The following is a 17,469-nucleotide window of genomic DNA, read 5'->3' as shown; positions in this document are numbered from 1 at the left end:
ACACGAATTGCTTGATTCAGTTGTTAAAGAGCGTTTCGATCAAGTCTTTCGTCTCAACCGAGGCCGCGCATTCTACAGCAGCCTTGTGTCTCGTCAAGCTGTTTTTTGAAGAAGTTTTTCTTTCTTCTCAACCGCTTGCGCTTCCGATCAACCTAGCGTCTCTCGTCAGCGGGAGGCGAATCATACAGCGTACAAAACCGCTGTCAACCACCTCTTGCAACCGCTTCCGATCAACCTGACCAGAGCCACCAACAGCGCAAAACCACCACCCTGTTAGCCCGGCGCATTCTACTCGAATCCGCCCTCCGCGCAAGCCTTTTATTTCGCTAACTTCTTGATTTACAAGAGGTTTCGCCAAAGGCCCGCGCCGGAGAAGGTGCGCATTATAGGTGCTCAGAATCGTACGTCAACGGTTTTCTATCGCCTGGCTGAGCCTGCCCCTCCTCTACCTATATATAGAAGATTGAAACCTCAACGAACGAGTGCTCGCTCTACATAATCGGAGTTGCGAGACAGGTTTTTTACGCTCGGGTTCCCTAGCAAGCGTTTCAACAAGTTAACTACCGCACATCCCTGGCTTATGCCCCCTTCGTAGGGTCGCTCCGTTAGCCCTAGACGGAACCACTTCACAGTCATCCTCAGCCATCCTGCCTAGGATTCGCACCTCAATGACGTGCGGGTATTGCACGTAGTAAGTCTTGCGCATGAAGCGCACCTGCGAAGCGCAGCGCTGACGCAGGCATCAGTTGAGTCATGGAATGACGTTTTCAAACAAGCTGGCCGCCCATGTATTGGCCGTAGCAAACGCCCCTATCACAGCTACCTGCTTCGCCGGCGACGATGCTCGCTATGCTCCAGAATACGAGCTATTAGAGCAGGAGCTTGGCAAGGCGGCGTCGCTGCACGCCGCCGGCTCCGTTGACTGGGAATTCGTTCGGGTCGGGAGCGAAAGCCTGCTAAGCACCCAGACAAAGGATCTACGTATTGCAGCTTGGCTGACTTGGAGCCTGTATCAGTGTGATTCGTTTCTCGGGTTGCATGCCGGCCTGTCCATGCTCGGCTTCTTCTGTCGTGAGCATTGGGAAGAGATCCACCCGCGCAAGGATCGTACTCGCGCTGCTGCGATCAGCTGGCTGGCACCACGCATGGAACAGGTGCTCGCGGACCACGTCCCGATGGGCGAACAACTCCCACTGTTCGAGCAGATCGCGATCGAGCTGCGCACCCTCGAAAGCTGCCTAGCGTCGAAGCTAGGAACACAGGCGCCCCTTCTTCTACCCCTATGCCGTCGGCTTGAGGAAATGGTCAAGCGAGCCGGTGCCGCGCAACCGCAGACAGGGGCCGTCGGCACAGCTATAGCTCAGGTCAAGCAGGTAGCGGCACAAGTGTTCACGGCCACCACACCGGTCGAGCATGAGAAAGACGCTCATAAGAGTCTGCGCGGCCTTCAAGACCAAGCCCGCCCGTTGTGTAACTGGTGGCTAAAGCAAAAAGCCACCGACCTTAAGCCACTACGCCTGGCGCGCACCCTGCTGTGGCTTCCGATCGACAGCCTCCCCGAGCGCAACACTGATCAGATCACCGCACTGCGCGGCATCCCGGCAGACAAACTCGCCGGCTATCGCGAGCGCTTCTCGCAGGGCCTATACGCCGACTTATTAGCCGACCTAGAAGCCAGCATCGCCCGCGCGCCGTTCTGGCTCGATGGTCAGCGTCTGACCTGGGAATGCTTGAGCGAGCTAGGCGACGAACAGGCGATGCGCGAGGTTGAGATTCAGCTCGCCCTGTTCCTGCAGCGCATGCCGGGCCTCGACGAATTGCGGTTTCATGACGGTGCTCCATTCGCCGACACCGAAACTCGCGCCTGGATCAGCGCCAGCGTGATGCCTCATGTGCAGCCGGCGCAGACCTCAAGCGAATCGCCCGCCAACCACGGCGGCGCCACCCCCGTCTGGGAAGAGGCGCTGCAGGACGTGCTCCCACAGTTGCGCAAAGACGGCCTCAAAAGCGCGGTGCAGAAGCTCAAGATAGGCCTCAACCAAGCCCGCGGCGGGCGTGAGCGCTTTTTCTGGCAGCTCACCTTGGCCCGCTTGTGCTTTCAGGCCAAGAAATACGATTTGGCAAAGACCCAACTCGAATCCCTCGATCAGACACTGCAGGCCACAGGCCTGGGCGACTGGGAACCCGATCTCGCCCTCGAGGTGCTGCGTCTGCTGCATAGCTGCTGTGAGCTGCTACCGCAGAACCACGCCGTGCGTGAAAGCAAGGATGAGATTTACCGCAGGCTGTGCCACCTCGATCTCGAAGTGGTACTCGATTAGGCCCCCGGGCCGTAAACCCAAAGGAGAAGACCCATGGCCAAAGAAGGCTCGGTAGCCCCCAAAGAACGCATCAATGTCACCTTCAAGCCTGCTACTGGCGGCGCTCAGGAAGAGCTGGAACTGCCACTGAAGCTGATGGTGCTCGGCGATTTCACCCAGCGCGCCGACGATCGCAAGATCGAGGACCGCAAGCCGATCGCTATCGACAAGAACAGCTTCGACGAAGTCCTGGCCAAGCAGGAGCTGAACCTCACTTTCTCGGTGCCGAACCGTCTGCAGGACGAGCCCACCGATGAAGAGCTGGCCGTGCAGCTGAACATCAATTCGATGAAGGACTTCAACCCGGCCAACCTGGTCGAGCAGGTTCCGGAACTGAAAAAGCTGATGGAGCTGCGCGACGCGCTGGTCGCGCTGAAAGGCCCGCTTGGCAACGCCCCGGCCTTCCGCAAGGCGATCGAAAGCGTACTGGCCGACGACGACTCGCGTGACCGCGTACTCGGTGAACTGGGCCTCGCCGCGAAAGAACAACTGGACGCCTGAATCTCCCGACAAGGAAAGCCAACACCATGAGCACTAGTGCAGCAGCCGTCGAAAGCGGCAACAACCTCGCCGAACTCGGCATCCTCGACCGCATCATCGCCGAAACCAAGCTGACGCCCGACGACGAGGCCTACGACATCGCCAAGCGCGGCGTATCGGCCTTCATCGAAGAACTCCTCAAGCCACAGAACGAGCACGAGCCGGTCAAGAAGGCCATGGTCGACCGCATGATTGCGGAAATCGACGCCAAGCTCAGCCGTCAGATGGACGAGATCCTCCACCATCAGCAGTTCCAGGCGCTGGAATCTTCCTGGCGCGGCCTCAAGCTACTGGTCGATCGCACCAACTTCCGCGAGAACATCAAGCTCGAAGTGCTCAACGCGTCCAAGCAGGACCTGCTTGACGACTTCGAGGACAGCCCGGAAGTGGTTCAGTCCGGTCTGTACAAGCACATCTACACCGCTGAATACGGCCAGTTCGGTGGCCAACCGGTCGGCGCCCTGATCGCCAACTACTTCTTCGACCCGAGCGCGCCGGACATCAAGACCATGCAGTACGTGGCCTCGGTCGCCAGCATGTCCCACGCTCCGTTCATCGCCGCGGCCGGCCCGAAATTCTTCGGTCTGGAAAGCTTCACCGGCCTGCCGGATCTCAAAGACCTGAAAGATCACTTCGAGGGTCCTCAGTTCGCCAAGTGGCAGAGTTTCCGCGAACAGGAAGACGCCCGTTACGTCGGCCTGACCGTCCCACGCTTCCTGCTGCGCAACCCCTACGACCCGGAAGACAACCCGGTCAAATCCTTCGTGTACAAGGAAAACGTTGCCAACAGCCACGAGCATTACCTGTGGGGCAACACCGCATACACCTTCGCCAGCCGTCTGACCGACAGCTTCGCCAAATTCCGTTGGTGCCCGAACATCATCGGCCCGCAGAGCGGTGGCGCAGTCGAAGACCTGCCGCTCCACCACTTCGAGAGCATGGGCGAGATCGAAACCAAGATCCCGACCGAAGTGCTGGTCTCCGACCGTCGTGAATACGAACTGGCCGAAGAAGGCTTCATCGCCCTGACCATGCGCAAAGGCAGCGACAACGCCGCATTCTTCTCAGCTAACTCCGCACAAAAGCCAAAGTTCTTCGGCAACAGCGAGGAAGGCAAGAACGCTGAGCTGAACTACAAGCTCGGAACCCAACTGCCTTACCTGTTCATCGTCAACCGTCTGGCGCATTACCTCAAAGTGCTGCAGCGCGAACAGATCGGCGCTTGGAAAGAGCGTACCGACCTGGAGCTGGAACTGAACAAGTGGATTCGCCAGTACGTGGCTGACCAGGAGAACCCAAGCTCCGAAGTCCGTAGCCGTCGTCCATTGCGCGCAGCGCAAGTCGTCGTCAGCGACGTAGATGGCGAGCCGGGCTGGTACCGCGTCAGCCTGAACGTGCGACCGCACTTCAAGTACATGGGTGCCGATTTCACTCTGTCGCTGGTTGGCAAGCTGGACAAGGAATGAGGTTCTACCCATGAGCAAAACACACCGGCATTGCCGTTCTGAATTGCATCAGGCAAGGCGCGAGCCCCGTGGTTTGGTAGATCCAAACAAGGGGCGAGCAACGCAGCATGGCCCAATTCAGGACGCAACCCGCAGGGACGCGCAGCGTTGCCTCCGTGCTTTGCTCGTGGGGAGAACCTGATATGGCCTACGGCAGCCTTTTCGAACGCCTCGGCGGTGACGCCGACAAGCGCGCCGGCTGGAGTCGCGAAGTCGCGGCAATGGCTTCGGTGGCTGCCCATCTGGCCAAAATGCTCAGCACCCGGGCGGGCAGCGTGCAAACGTTGCCCGACTACGGGTTGCCCGATTTGAACGATATGCGCCTGTCACTGCACGACTCGCTGCAACAGGCGCGTATCTCCATCGAACGCTTCATCGAAGCGTACGAGCCCCGCTTGAGCCAGGTCCGGGTGATATCCCTGCCCCGCGACCACGATCCACTGAGCCTGTCCTTCGCCATCGAAGGTCTGCTGGAAGTCGACGGTTTCAAGCGCCAAGTAAGTTTTTCCGCGAGCCTGGACGGCAGCGGACAAGTGAAAGTCCACTAAGGAGAGCCTTATGTCCGGTAAACCCGCAGCCCGACTGGGCGACCCCACCGATTGTCCGAAGAAGGGCCACGGCACCAACCCGATCGCGGCCGGTTCTCCTGACGTGCTATTCGACGGCATGCCCGCCGCACGCATGGGCGACCCCACGTCCTGCGGCAGTGCGCTGGCCAGCGCGGTAATCCCAACGGTGCTGATCAACGGCAAACCGGCGACCACAGTGGGCACAGTTGGTAGTCATGGCAATACGGTAGTGGCGGGTTCGGGGACGGTGATAATTGGGGCGAGCGGGGGCGGCGCGGCGTTTAGCGCGCCTTCTGCCATGCCCGCGACTGCAGTAGCGGCAGCTGCGACGTCCAAAGCTTCGGCTTCGGCTGAAACTTCGACTACGGCAACAGCAGCAACGGCGGTGGCAACGGCTTTGGTCGGCGCCTTGGTTCCAGCGGCGCAAGCGGCGGAGACAACAACCGAAGAGCTGGACTACCGACTCAGTCTGAAACGCGGCGGTAATCGCATCCTGACGCCTCTACAAGTTCCTGATTTCAAGGAATTGAAAGATGGTTCAACGGAGAACAGCGAAACCATCGATTTTCTGGTGACCAATCGCAAGCAACCTCCGGATAGCCTGACGCTTGAAGTGCTCGATGGCAGCACCCTGTTATATGCAGAACCCAACACCGCCACACTGCTGCCCGCTGGCGAGCATTTTTGGCAATGGGACGGTTACAACCAAACTGGAGTGCTCGATACCAAGGTGCTAAAGAGCCCCAACCTGAAGGTGCGTTTGACGGCAGTAAAGGGTGGTCAGCAACAGATCGAAGAACTCGCGCTCAGCAACGACGCCGAAGAGATTGAGTGGGTCGATGCTCGAATCGATCGCTCGGCCCAGTTGGTTGAAATTACCCTGCGGCCAAGTTTTTCCGATGGAGGCGTATCGGGAAAGGACGACAACCTGACGGCAAAAACCTTCACCGAGTTGCAGGCCATGGCCAAGGCGGGTATCGAACGTTACTGGTCGCGCGACGGCAGTCGCGCACAAGGCGTTGGCGCACCTATCCAGACGGCAAAAGGTGTTTACAAGGTTAAGGTGGTGGCTGATGTGAACACCGAACCAAGCGCCAAGAATTTCCCGCTGATTTCCTCACTGAGCGCCGATTTTGGTCGCTCAACCAGTTTTGCCATGTTCAAGAAGATCTATCACAACCAGGGTTTCTGGAGCGCCGCCAATTATCCTGCGGGCTTCGCAGATGGCGATTTCGAACACACTGCCGCTCACGAAGTAGGTCACTTGATTCTCAACGAGTACGGCGATGGCGGACTGGTTCCTGAGTATTCCTGGAGTCACAAAGAAACCTCTACCGTCCTAACCCAATCCCCGGTAGCTAACCACCCTGTTCCGGGCAGTGGTGAAGTAGACGTAATGCACTATCACTCAAATTCTCCGAGGGGCCCGCGAGGCTATCAGGATTACTGGAACCGCGCAGTCGCCTCGGAACAAGATGTCAAAGGCCTGCTTTGGCTATCACGGGTGCAATTCGATGACTAAGCACCTCGTCCTGCTTTCCCTGTTCGTTCTCGGAGGTTGCACAGCACAATCGAAAACGGTGTTTATCGCCGACCTGGAAAATCTCTGCAGCTATCCCGTCGATATCACCGCTTATGAATATTCCAACGCCAAAGAGCCGTTCGTATTGAACAAGCGCGTCGCAGTTGGCGAAGTCATCGAAGTGCTGTCCTACATATCCTTCGATGATGAGTTGGAAAATAGCGTTCCTGATACCTATCGCCTCGATATCACCGCGAATGGCAATTCGCTTTCGCTCGACAAACCAGGGCTTCTTGCGCAGCTCGGACGCTCGCATCACGAACGCAGAGGCAACTCCATACACGCCTGGAAAATTCGTGACACCGCCCTGTGTCCATGACACTACGCCCAAGGAAGAGCGCTTCGAATGTCTTTTAACCATTACTACCAGAGCGAGCTCACCGCCCTGCGCCAACTCGGCAAACGCTTTGCCGAGCGTAGCCCGGCGCTGGCGCCGTTTCTCGGTCAGGCCGGGCGCGATCCGGATGTTGAGCGGCTGCTCGAAGGCTTCGCCTTTCTCACCGGGCGGCTGCGCCAGAAGCTCGATGACGAGCTGCCGGAGCTGACGCATTCCTTGATGCACCTATTGTGGCCGAACTACATGCGCCCGCTGCCGGCGTTTAGCATGTTGCAATTCGATCCGCTCAAACGGCCCGGCCCTGCGCTAATGGTGCCGCGCAACACGCCGGTCGAATCCAAGCCGATTCAGGGCGTGACCTGCCGCTTTCGCACCGCCTACGCCACCGAGGTTTTACCGCTGGCGCTCGACGGGCTGGACTATTCGGTCAAGGGCGGCGGTGCACTGCTGAGCCTGCGTCTGAAGATGACCGCCGACGGGCATCTGGGCGAGTTGAACCTCAAGCAGCTGCGCCTGCACCTGGCTGGCGAGCGCTACATCAGCCAGATGCTTTACCTAAGCCTTTTGCGTCATCTCGACGGTGTGCAACTGGTTGCGCTGGATGCTCAGGGCAAACCGTTCACCGATGGTTTCGGTATGGCGTTGCCGGCGCTGCAACTCGATCAGTCGAAGCTGCAGCCGGTGGGCTTTGCCGAAGATCAGGCGCTCATCCCCTACCCGCTCAACACCTTCCGGGGCTATCGCTACCTGCAGGAGTACTTCGCCTTTCAGGAGAAATTCCTGTTCGTCGACCTCCAGGGTCTTGACGCGCTCAAGCGTCTGCCGCCAGAAGTCCTGGAGCAGGCTCGTGGCTTCGAGCTGCGCTTCGACATTCACAAGGCTGGCGTGCAGCGCATCCGCCCGACGCTGGATAACGTGCGCCTGTACTGCACGCCGGTGGTCAACTTGTTCGAGCACGACGCCATCCCGATTCGCCTGGACGGCAAGCAAGACCAGTATCTGTTAATGCCTTCGGAGCTCGACAGCAGCCAGTGCGGCGTCTTTTCGGTCGATCGCGTCACCGGTTGGAAGCCCGGCGGCATGGGCTACGAAGAATACGTGCCGTTCGAATCCTTCGAGCATGACCCTAGCTTCGATGTCCCCATTGCGCGCCCGCATTACAGCGTGCGCCAGCAACCGTCGATGCTTGGAGACGGCCTTGAGACTTACCTCAGCTTTGGCCTGCGCAACCTCGACCAGCACGAGACGCTGTCCATCGAGCTGACCTGTACCAACCAGAACCTGCCGCGCCAGCTGCGCCTGGGCGATATCTGTCTGCCCAGCGAAGACACGCCGGAGTTCCTGACCTTTCGCAACATCAGCGCCGTGACGCCGAGCTACGCGCCGCCGCTGCACCGCGACTTCCTTTGGAAGTTGATCAGCAACATGTCGCTCAACTACCTGTCGCTGGCCAATGTCGAGGCGCTCAAGGTGATCCTCGAAACCTATGACCTGCCGCGCTACTACGACCAGCACGCCGAGAAGGTCAGCAAGCGACTGCTCGGCGGCCTAAAGCAGATCGGGCACCAGCACGTCGACCGCCTGCACCGGGGCTTGCCGGTGCGCGGCGTCCGTACGGAGCTGGTGATGGACCCCGAGGGTTATCTGGGCGAGGGGGATCTGTTCCTCTTTGCTTCGGTACTCAATGAATTCTTTGCGCTGTACGCAAGCCTCAACTCGTATCACGAGCTGCGCGTCAAGAGCACACAGGGAGAGATGTACCAATGGACGCCACGTATGGGGCAGCAGCCGCTGCTTTGAACCGGATCAGCCGGGGCATCCGCGAGTACAGCCTGTTCCAGGGTGTGCTACTGGTGATGGACCGTCTCAAAGCCGCGCATCCTGAACTGGATGAAGAGTCGCTCTATGAGCATCTCGAGTTTCAGGCCAACCCGAGCCTGGGCTTTCCCGGCAGCGACGTTGATCGCGTCGAGTTCTTCCAGGAACACGGCGAGCTGCGTGCGCGGCTGCGCATCAACTTGATCAGCCTGTTTGGTGCCGGATCGCCCCTACCCGCCTTCTACGGCGAGCAGGCCCTTGGCGACAGCGCCGAGGGGAATCCGACGCGTGAGTTTCTCGACCTGTTCAACAACCGCCTGCAGCGCCTGATGCTGCCGATCTGGCAGAAATACCGCTACCGAGCCCGCTTCACCAGTGGCGCACGCGATCCGCTCTCCGAGCAGCTGTTTGCCCTGATCGGGCTCGAAGGCGAACAAATCCGCGCCGCTTCAGAGCTCAACTGGAAGCGCCTGCTTCCGTATCTGGGCCTGCTAAGCCTGCGCGCGCACTCGGCCGCCTTGATCGAATCGGTGCTGCGCTACTACTTCAAACACGCCGACTTGCGCATCGAGCAGTGTCTGGAGCGTCAGGTCGAAATTCTCGCTGAGCAACAGAATCGTCTCGGCCGCGCCAACAGCCAACTCGGCGAGAGCCTGGTACTCGGCGAACGGGTACGCGATCGCGGCGGCAAATTCCGTATCCACATCCGCCAGCTGAGCTGGGACCGATTCCACGAATTCCTGCCCGTGGGCAACGGCTACCAGCCGCTGTGCGCCCTGGTGCGCTTCACCCTGCGCGATCCACTCGACTACGACATTCGCCTGGAGCTGCGTCGCGACGAAATCCGCGAAATGCGCATCGGCGCCGAAAACCCCTGCCGCCTCGGCTGGACCAGTTGGCTCGGTAGCGAACGCGCCGACGGCATGGTCACCCTGGGCAGCCAGACTCATTAAGGACGATGAAATGATCAACGTAGACCTACAACAACTGGTCCAGGCACTCGATGCCGAGACCAAGCGCGACCTCGAAGCTGCAGCCGAGCGCTGTGTGGTGCGTGGCGGCAGCAAGATCCTCGTCGAAGACCTGCTGCTGGGCCTGCTGGAGCGGCCCGAAGGCTTGCTTATGCGAGCCCTGCAGGACGCCGATGTCGACGCGGGAGCCCTCGCCCAGGCGCTGCAGCCCCGCGGCGAGCACAGCGAATCACGCAATCCGGTGTTCTCCGCCGAACTGGTGCAATGGCTGCAGGATGCCTTGCTGGTAGGCAACCTCGAACTCGGTCAGAGCCAGATCGACCAGGCCGCACTGATCCTGGCGCTGTTGCGCAACCCGATGCGCTACGCCGGTAGCCATTACCAGCCGCTGCTGGCTCGTCTGAACGCCGAACGCCTGCGCGAGTTCGCGCTGGCCCAGCAGCCAGTTTCCGCACCGGGCAAGGCAACGCCAGCAGGCGAGTCCAACCTGTCGCGCTTCACGCACAACTTCACTCAGCAGGCCCGGGACGGCAAACTCGACCCGGTGCTATGCCGCGACGCTGCCATCCGCCAGATGATCGACATCCTCGCGCGCCGTCGCAAAAGCAACCCGATCGTGGTTGGCGAAGCCGGCGTGGGCAAGACTGCCATCGTCGAAGGCCTTGCCCTGCGCATCGCCACTGGCGAAGTGCCCGAAGCGCTCAAGGGCGTCGAGCTGCTGTGCCTGGACCTCGGTTTGCTGCAGGCCGGCGCCAGCGTCAAAGGGGAGTTCGAACGTCGCTTGCAGGGCGTGATCGACGAAGTCAAAGCCTCACCCAAGCCGATTATCCTGTTCATCGATGAAGCCCACACTCTGATCGGCGCCGGCGGCCAGGCTGGCAGTGGCGACGCCGCCAACCTGCTCAAGCCGGCGCTGGCGCGTGGCGAATTGCGCACCATCGCCGCCACCACCTGGAGCGAATACAAAAAGTACTTCGAGAAGGACCCTGCCCTCGCCCGCCGTTTTCAACCGGTCCAACTGCTCGAGCCCACCGTCGACGAAGCGGTAACCATCCTGCGCGGCCTCGCGCCGGTGTACGAAAAGAGCCACGGCATCTACCTGCGCGACGACGCCGTCGTGGCCGCTGCCGAGTTGTCAGCCCGCTACCTCGCCGGGCGCCAGCTACCGGACAAGGCTGTGGACGTACTCGACACGGCCTGTGCTCGAGTGCGCATCAGTCTCGCCGCGGCCCCTGAAGCGCTGGAACGCCTGCGCGGTGAAATCGCCGAGGGCGAGCGCCAGGGAGTCGCGCTGCGCCGCGACCTCGCCGCAGGCCTGCACATTGACACCGAAATACTGGATGCGCTCGAGACCTGCCTGGCGGCTGCTCGCGCTGAACTGGAGCAGCTGGAAACACGCTGGTCTACGCAACGCACACTGGCCGAACGCCTGCTGGAGCTTCGCAAGCAATGCGCTGCCGCGCGCCTGGCCCCGTCTGCCCAATCCGAGAATGAAGCGCACCCGGACCTCGAGCAGCTTGAAGCCGAACTGCGTGATCTTCAGGTCGAGCTCGCCAGCGCCCAAGCGGCCGAGCGGCTGGTGAGTTTCGAGGTCTGCCCTCGTCTGGTGGCGGAAGTGATCAGCCACTGGACCGGCGTGCCACTCTCTCAGCTCGCCCGTGAACACAACAGCAAGGTGCTCAGCTTCGCGAGCGATCTTCGCCAGCGAGTACAGGGCCAGGAGCAAGCGATCGATGCGCTCGACCGCTCGATGCGCGCCACCGCGGCCGGGCTGAACAAGCCCGATGCGCCTGTTGGCGTTTTCCTACTGGTCGGCCCAAGCGGCGTTGGCAAGACCGAAACCGCGCTGGCCCTGGCGGATCTGCTCTATGGCGGCGAGCGTTTCCTCACCACCATCAACATGTCCGAGTTCCAGGAAAAACACACCGTGTCCCGCCTGATCGGCGCACCACCGGGCTACGTAGGTTACGGCGAGGGCGGCATGCTGACCGAGGCCGTTCGGCAGAAGCCGTACTCGGTGGTGCTCCTCGATGAAGTCGAAAAGGCCGATCCGGACGTGATGAACGTCTTCTATCAGATCTTCGACAAGGGTGTGGCCAATGACGGCGAGGGGCGCGAGATCAACTTCCGCAACACCCTGATCCTAATGACCAGTAATCTCGCCAGCGACCGTATCGCCAGCCTCTGCCAGGGCGGCCAGCGCCCGGCAACCGAGGATTTGGAGCTGGCCATCCGCCCGGCGCTGACTCAGCACTTCAAACCCGCACTGCTCGCGCGCATGCGTGTGGTGCCTTATTACCCGATCCAGGGGGAAGTGCTCAACGAACTGGTGGCGCTCAAACTGTCGCGCTTCGGCGAGCGCCTAGCGCGGCGTCAGTTGCAATTCAGCCACTGCGAAGCGCTGGTCGAGAACCTGGCCGAGCGCTGCACTCACAGCGACAGCGGTGCGCGTCTGATCGACCATCTGATCGACCAGCACTTGCAGCCGCAGGTCGTCGATCGCCTGCTAGGCGCCATGGCGGGTGGCAAGACATTGCAACGTGTGCACGCAACCCTCGACGGCAATGGGGCGGTGGTTTGTGAGTTCGCTTAAGGTCCCGTCAATGCTTACCGAGCATTCCTCGTTTGCCAGCGCGTTACTGGATCGCTTCGCCGATTTAGCCTGGACGACTGATACAAGCGGCTGGTTGGACGGGCTGATACAGATGGCGGCGCAACTGGCTAGCTGCCCGCTCGCCCAGCTTTACCTGCTGGATGCGACCCACACACGTCTGACCTTATCGGCCGAGTGGTTCGATGGCTCGCGGCGGCACGAGACGGCGAGCCTGCCCAGCGACTACCGGGACGAACAGCTGCTGCAGTACTGCCTCAGCCAGAATCGCCAGCTGAGCATTGTCTCACTGGACGCCAGCCTGCATCAGACCGGCTTCCTTCCCGAGTCGCCGCGGCCCTGGCGCAGCCTGCTGTGCCTGCCGCTGGAGGATGCAGAAGGTCATGCGGTCGGACTGATGGTAGCGGCCAGTACAGCCAGTCAGGATCTGGCCACCGCAGCCGCAACCTTGAGCAACCTTGGCCGTTTCGCCCTCGGCCAGGCCCACCTGCTCAACAAACTGCGCGGCGCAGCGCAGCCTGCAACAGCGGAAAGCGCCCCACCGCGCCCTTGCGCAAGCGGGTACGGGCTGATTGGCGACAGCACTCGTATGCGGATGGTCTATGGGCTGATCGGCAAAGTCCTGCACAACCCGGTGAGTGTCCTGCTGACGGGTGAAACCGGCACCGGCAAGGAGCTTGTTGCCCGCGCAATTCACGAGTGCGGCTCGCGGCGCAGCCAGGCGTTCATCGTGCAGAACTGCGCGGCACTGCCAGAACATCTGCTGGAAAGCGAGCTGTTCGGCTACCGCAAGGGCGCTTTTACCGGCGCCGAGCGCGACCACGAAGGTCTGTTCGATGCGGCCAACGGCGGTACGCTGTTTCTCGACGAGATCGGCGACATGCCGCTGACCTTGCAGGCCAAGCTGCTACGCGTCCTGCAAGAAGGCGAGGTGCGGCCACTGGGCAGTACCCGCACGCACCAGGTCGATGTCCGGATTGTCGTCGCCACTCATCAAGATCTGCGCAAGCGCGTCGAGGAAGGTCGATTTCGTGAAGATCTGTACTACCGGCTTTCCATTTTCCCGATCGAGCTGCCGCCCCTACGCGAGCGCGATCAGGACATCCTGCGCTTGGCCCGGCATTTCGCTGAACACGCCTGTGGCTTCCTGCAACGCGATGCCGTGCGCTGGTCCGATGCCGCACTGGAACAGCTCGCCAGCTATGGCTTCCCGGGCAACGTGCGGGAACTGAAGGGGTTGGTCGAACGTGCCGTGTTGCTGTGCGAATCCGGTGAATTGCTGCCGGCGCATTTCAACCTGCACAGGCTCGACGACGAACTCGACAGCACGATGAATCTCCGCGAGCGACTCGATCGGGTCGAACGCAACCTGCTGATCGACTGCCTGCGCAAGAATGGCGGCAATCAGAGCCAGGCGGCGCGAGAACTGGGATTGCCTCGCCGTACGCTGCTCTATCGCATGGATCGGCTGAGCATCAGCCCCGCAGACCTCTAAGGATGGACCGAAGACATGTTCAACCCGGCCAACAACATCCATTTCAGCCTCGCTATCGAAGGCGCCGACCATGACCTACAGGTGCTCGAATTCAAAGGCCGTGAGGCGCTCTCACAACCCTTCGCCTTCGATCTTGAACTGGTCAGCGAACGCCCCGATCTCGACCTGGAAAGCCTGCTGCACCAGCCGGCCTTTCTGGCGCTCTCGCCGGCCGGTAACGGCATCCATGGCCTGATCTACCGCGTCGCCCAGGGCGACTCCGGCAAGCGTCTGACGCGCTATCAGATCACCCTGCGCCCGCAGCTAGCCTATCTGGCACATCGCACTAACCAGCGCATCTTTCAGCACCTCACGGTGGAGAAGATCATCGCCCAGGTGCTCGAAGAGCATGGCATCCAGGCCAATGCCTTTCGCTTCGGGCTCGGTTCGGTGTACCCCGAGCGCGACTATTGCGTGCAGCACGACGAGACCGACCTGCATTTCGTTCAGCGCCTGTGTGAGGAAGAAGGCATTCACTACCACTTCCAGCACAGCGCCTCGGGCCATGTGCTGGTCTTCGGCGACGACCAGACGGGGTTTCCCAAGCTCGCGCCGGTCGTTTATCAGCAGGATTCCGGTCTGGTCGCTGACAGGCCGGTGATCAAGCGTTTCGGCCTGCGCATGGAAACCCGCACCAGCCGCGTTACCCGCCGCGACTACGACTTCGAGAAACCGCGCCTGACAATGGAAGGCACCTTCCAGAGCGAGTTCCAGCCAGACCTGGAAGACTACGACTACCCTGGCCGATTCACCGAACGCGCACGTGGCAAGCACCTGTCGCAACGCGCCCTGGAACGCCACCGCCGCGACTATGAACTGGCCCACGGCGAAAGCGATCAGCCCCGGCTGGTCACAGGGCACTTCCTCGCCCTAAGCGAGCACCCACGCGGCGACTGGAACCAGCTCTGGCTACTCAACGAAATTTTCCACGAAGGTAAACAGCCGCAGGTGCTGGAAGAGTCAGTCTCGCAACCGGCGAACGGCACGGATTTCACACAGGGCTACCGCAACCACTTCACCGCCACGCCCTGGGACATCCCCTTTCGCCCGGCGCTGACGCATCCCAAGCCCAAGTTGCTCGGCAGCCAGACCGCCGTCGTCACAGGCCCTGCCGGTGAAGAAATCCACTGCGACGAGTACGGCCGCGTAAAGGTCCAGTTCCACTGGGACCGCCAGGGCCAGGCAGACGACAAGACCAGCTGCTGGCTGCGCGTCAGCTCAAGCTGGGCGGGGAATCGTTACGGCGGCATCGCTATCCCCCGCGTTGGGATGGAAGTGCTGGTGACCTTCCTCGAAGGCGACCCTGATCAGCCACTGGTCACCGGCTGCCTTTACCACAAGGAGCATGTCGTCCCCTACGACCTGCCAGCGAACAAAACCCGCAGCGTCTTCAAAACACTGAGCTCACCGGGCGGCGACGGCTACAACGAACTGCGCATCGAAGACCGTAAGGGCGCCGAGCAGATCTACGTCCACGCCCAGCGCGACTGGGACGAGAATATCGAGCACGATCAGAAGATCCGCGTCGGCCACGAGCGCCACGACACGGTGGAAGGCAACAGCTACAGCGAGCTCAAGGCGGAGGAACACCGCACCACCCATGCCGATCGCAAGACGGAGGTCCGCACCAACGACCACCTCACTGTTGGCAATACCCAGCACGTGAAGATTGGCACCGGGCAATTCGTCGAGGCGGGCAACGAAATCCACTACTACGCCGGCAGCAAAGTCGTTATCGACGCCGGCATGGAGCTCACCGCGTCAGGAGGCGGCAGTTTCCTCAAGCTGGATCCGAGCGGCGTTACCCTTAATGGCGCGACCATCAAGATGAATTCCGGTGGGGCACCTGGCAAAGGTTCAGGGCTGAGCATTCTGGCTCCGGTGATTCCTTGGGCAGCCGACAATGACAAGGCCGGTGCGAAGCCAAAACTGGCGTTGGCTAATACCCAGCTGCAAATGGCCCGCAAGGCCAGGCAGATCGGGGCAAGTCGCTGCCCGATTTGCGAAGCATGTAGGGATGGATTGTGCCAAGTGGAAGCTTCTCGATGAACGATTCAGTCCATGATTGGTTCGACGAGCAACAGGCTGAGCAGCGGCAGCTACTGCTCATTTTGGACAGTTTGGCAGAGCCCAACCCGATCCAGGGGCTGTTTGCGTCTGACCTGATGCAGCACTACGTCAATCTTTATCAGAACACCGTCGTTGCGGAGATGGCGGAAGTCGGGCCCTGGCTGGTGGTGTTAAGCGAATCGAATCCAGCGCAGATACAGTCGCTGCTCGACTTTCCCGAACAGAACTGGGGTTGGCTTGCAAGCGCTGAGAATTTCGACCTGGCCCTCTTAACCCAGCATTGGCGAGACCGGATGCTGATCGAAGAACAGGGGCAGCGCTCGCTTTACCGCTTTCAGGACAGCCACGTCATTGCGCACCATCTACGCATGATGGATGAATCCCAGCGCCCACTTTTGCTCGGCCCTCTAAGCAGCGCGCTGTGTTGGGATGGCCAATGCTGGCAGCGCTTCGATAATCCGCGGCCTAACCAGTACCCTGCACCGTTCGACACACCATGGGTGGCGATAGCCGAACCGGAAACCGTGCAGCACCATATCAAGCGACACAATCTTGAGCTCTGGCTGTGGCAGAACCATTCAAAGGCCACCGCGGATCTGGCCGAGACTCGCCTGCTAACGGACTGGCTGGATCATCAACTCGAAAAGGCCAGACGCTGGAATTGGCATTCAGAAGACCAGCTGCATTTCTTGTTGTACCACCAACTCGACCCTGCACTTGCGGGGCACCCGGCATGGGTGCCGGCCGAGCGTGAAACGACAGAAGCCCATTTCGCCCGGGTCAGCACGGCGCTTTCGAGCACCAATGCACGGAAACCTCTCTTATGAATTCGACCAAGAAATCCTGCACCGGCGCCTTTGTGTGTCCAGCGCTGCTAGCTCTTGCCCTTAATGCTTGCAACACAGTGGGCTCGCTAGGCGCTGAGCCCTTTAGGCTCGAAGGTCAGCTGCCCGCTGATTTTGCCCTTAAAGCTCAGGCTCACTACGGCGCGGCGGGAAACTGCGACGGCCGGAGCCAGACGAAAACCTTCGAGACGAATTTCAAGAGCGCCCCCCACGAATATAACTTCCGCATTCCGGTGAACTACCGCGACGGTATGTGCGAGATGCAGCTCGCCAGGGTCGGGCTGTTCATCAGTGCTCGATACGGCGACAAGGACTGGCAGCGAACCTATGACAATGGCGGATTGACCATCGTTGACCAGCTACCCGAGGGTGCTCCGGTATTTCAAGCAGACGGGACTTTATCCAAGACAGCGGAATGCTTGTGGTTATTTCAAATCAGCAAGGCGAAGTCTCGGGAAGGCGAGATAAGCAAACTACTCAGCTGTAAAGGTGCTGGAGCCCATCTAATCGGCACAACGCTACCGGGCAAGAGAGTGCGACTTTCGTTTCAGGTTAGAGCGGAGGAAGAACCATACCGCGACAACACATGGGTTAGATTCCCTGAAGGCTGGAAGCCGTGTTTACCGAAGGAGGGTTGGCAGCAGTGTCAGGATCCTCCAGTGTTTAAAACGTACAGAAATGAAACTCAGGAATGCACCGTCTACCCAAATTGCACGGAGTAACCAAG

13 protein-coding genes are annotated in these 17,469 nt (G+C 60.5%); all 13 read left to right on the top strand.

What is annotated here, in order from left to right:
- Positions 1-758 precede the first annotated feature (758 nt).
- Positions 759-2,321: a type VI secretion system protein TssA gene (gene tssA, locus DQ405_RS21365; RefSeq protein ID WP_168426044.1), complete on the top strand. Its 1,563-nt coding sequence runs from the start codon at positions 759-761 to the stop codon at positions 2,319-2,321.
- 33 nt (positions 2,322-2,354) lie between these two features.
- Entirely contained in the window at positions 2,355-2,861 is a 507-nt protein-coding gene (gene tssB, locus DQ405_RS21360; protein ID WP_168426043.1) for a type VI secretion system contractile sheath small subunit, read from the top strand.
- A 26-nt stretch (positions 2,862-2,887) separates the two neighbouring features.
- Entirely contained in the window at positions 2,888-4,366 is a 1,479-nt protein-coding gene (gene tssC, locus DQ405_RS21355) for a type VI secretion system contractile sheath large subunit (RefSeq protein ID WP_168426042.1), read from the top strand.
- Positions 4,367-4,548: 182 nt separating this feature from the next.
- Positions 4,549-4,953 carry a type VI secretion system baseplate subunit TssE gene (tssE, locus tag DQ405_RS21350; RefSeq protein WP_168426041.1) on the top strand — a complete coding sequence of 135 codons (405 nt, stop codon included), beginning with the start codon at positions 4,549-4,551 and terminating at the stop codon, positions 4,951-4,953.
- Between the two features lie 10 nt (positions 4,954-4,963).
- Positions 4,964-6,496: a PAAR domain-containing protein gene (locus DQ405_RS21345; RefSeq protein ID WP_168426040.1), complete on the top strand. Its 1,533-nt coding sequence runs from the start codon at positions 4,964-4,966 to the stop codon at positions 6,494-6,496.
- Positions 6,489-6,875 carry a hypothetical protein gene (locus DQ405_RS21340; protein ID WP_025240325.1) on the top strand — a complete coding sequence of 129 codons (387 nt, stop codon included), beginning with the start codon at positions 6,489-6,491 and terminating at the stop codon, positions 6,873-6,875. The genes DQ405_RS21345 and DQ405_RS21340 overlap by 8 nt, the downstream gene beginning before the upstream one ends.
- Positions 6,876-6,902: 27 nt before the next feature.
- Positions 6,903-8,693, top strand: a complete 1,791-nt coding sequence (tssF, locus tag DQ405_RS21335) for a type VI secretion system baseplate subunit TssF (protein ID WP_168426039.1) — start codon at positions 6,903-6,905, stop codon at positions 8,691-8,693.
- Positions 8,657-9,664, top strand: coding sequence for a type VI secretion system baseplate subunit TssG (gene tssG, locus DQ405_RS21330; RefSeq protein WP_168426038.1), 1,008 nt, complete (start codon positions 8,657-8,659; stop codon positions 9,662-9,664). Before tssF ends, tssG begins: the two co-directional genes overlap by 37 nt.
- Positions 9,665-9,674: 10 nt before the next feature.
- A complete protein-coding gene (tssH, locus tag DQ405_RS21325) occupies positions 9,675-12,275 on the top strand; it encodes a type VI secretion system ATPase TssH (RefSeq protein ID WP_168426037.1) in 2,601 nt (866 codons plus the stop codon).
- A gap of 10 nt (positions 12,276-12,285) precedes the next feature.
- Positions 12,286-13,788 carry a sigma-54 interaction domain-containing protein gene (locus tag DQ405_RS21320; RefSeq protein ID WP_168426036.1) on the top strand — a complete coding sequence of 501 codons (1,503 nt, stop codon included), beginning with the start codon at positions 12,286-12,288 and terminating at the stop codon, positions 13,786-13,788.
- Between the two features lie 15 nt (positions 13,789-13,803).
- Positions 13,804-15,876 (top strand): type VI secretion system Vgr family protein, encoded by a 2,073-nt coding sequence (locus DQ405_RS21315; protein ID WP_168426035.1) that lies wholly within the window; start codon positions 13,804-13,806, stop codon positions 15,874-15,876.
- A complete protein-coding gene (locus tag DQ405_RS21310; protein ID WP_168426034.1) occupies positions 15,873-16,724 on the top strand; it encodes a DUF4123 domain-containing protein in 852 nt (283 codons plus the stop codon). Before DQ405_RS21315 ends, DQ405_RS21310 begins: the two co-directional genes overlap by 4 nt.
- Positions 16,721-17,464 carry a hypothetical protein gene (locus tag DQ405_RS21305; protein ID WP_168426033.1) on the top strand — a complete coding sequence of 248 codons (744 nt, stop codon included), beginning with the start codon at positions 16,721-16,723 and terminating at the stop codon, positions 17,462-17,464. The genes DQ405_RS21310 and DQ405_RS21305 overlap by 4 nt, the downstream gene beginning before the upstream one ends.
- Positions 17,465-17,469: the final 5 nt, after the last annotated feature.

The sequence above is a fragment of the Pseudomonas sp. SST3 genome, from assembly GCF_003325755.1.
This window is presented reverse-complemented; position numbering and strand designations above follow the sequence as displayed.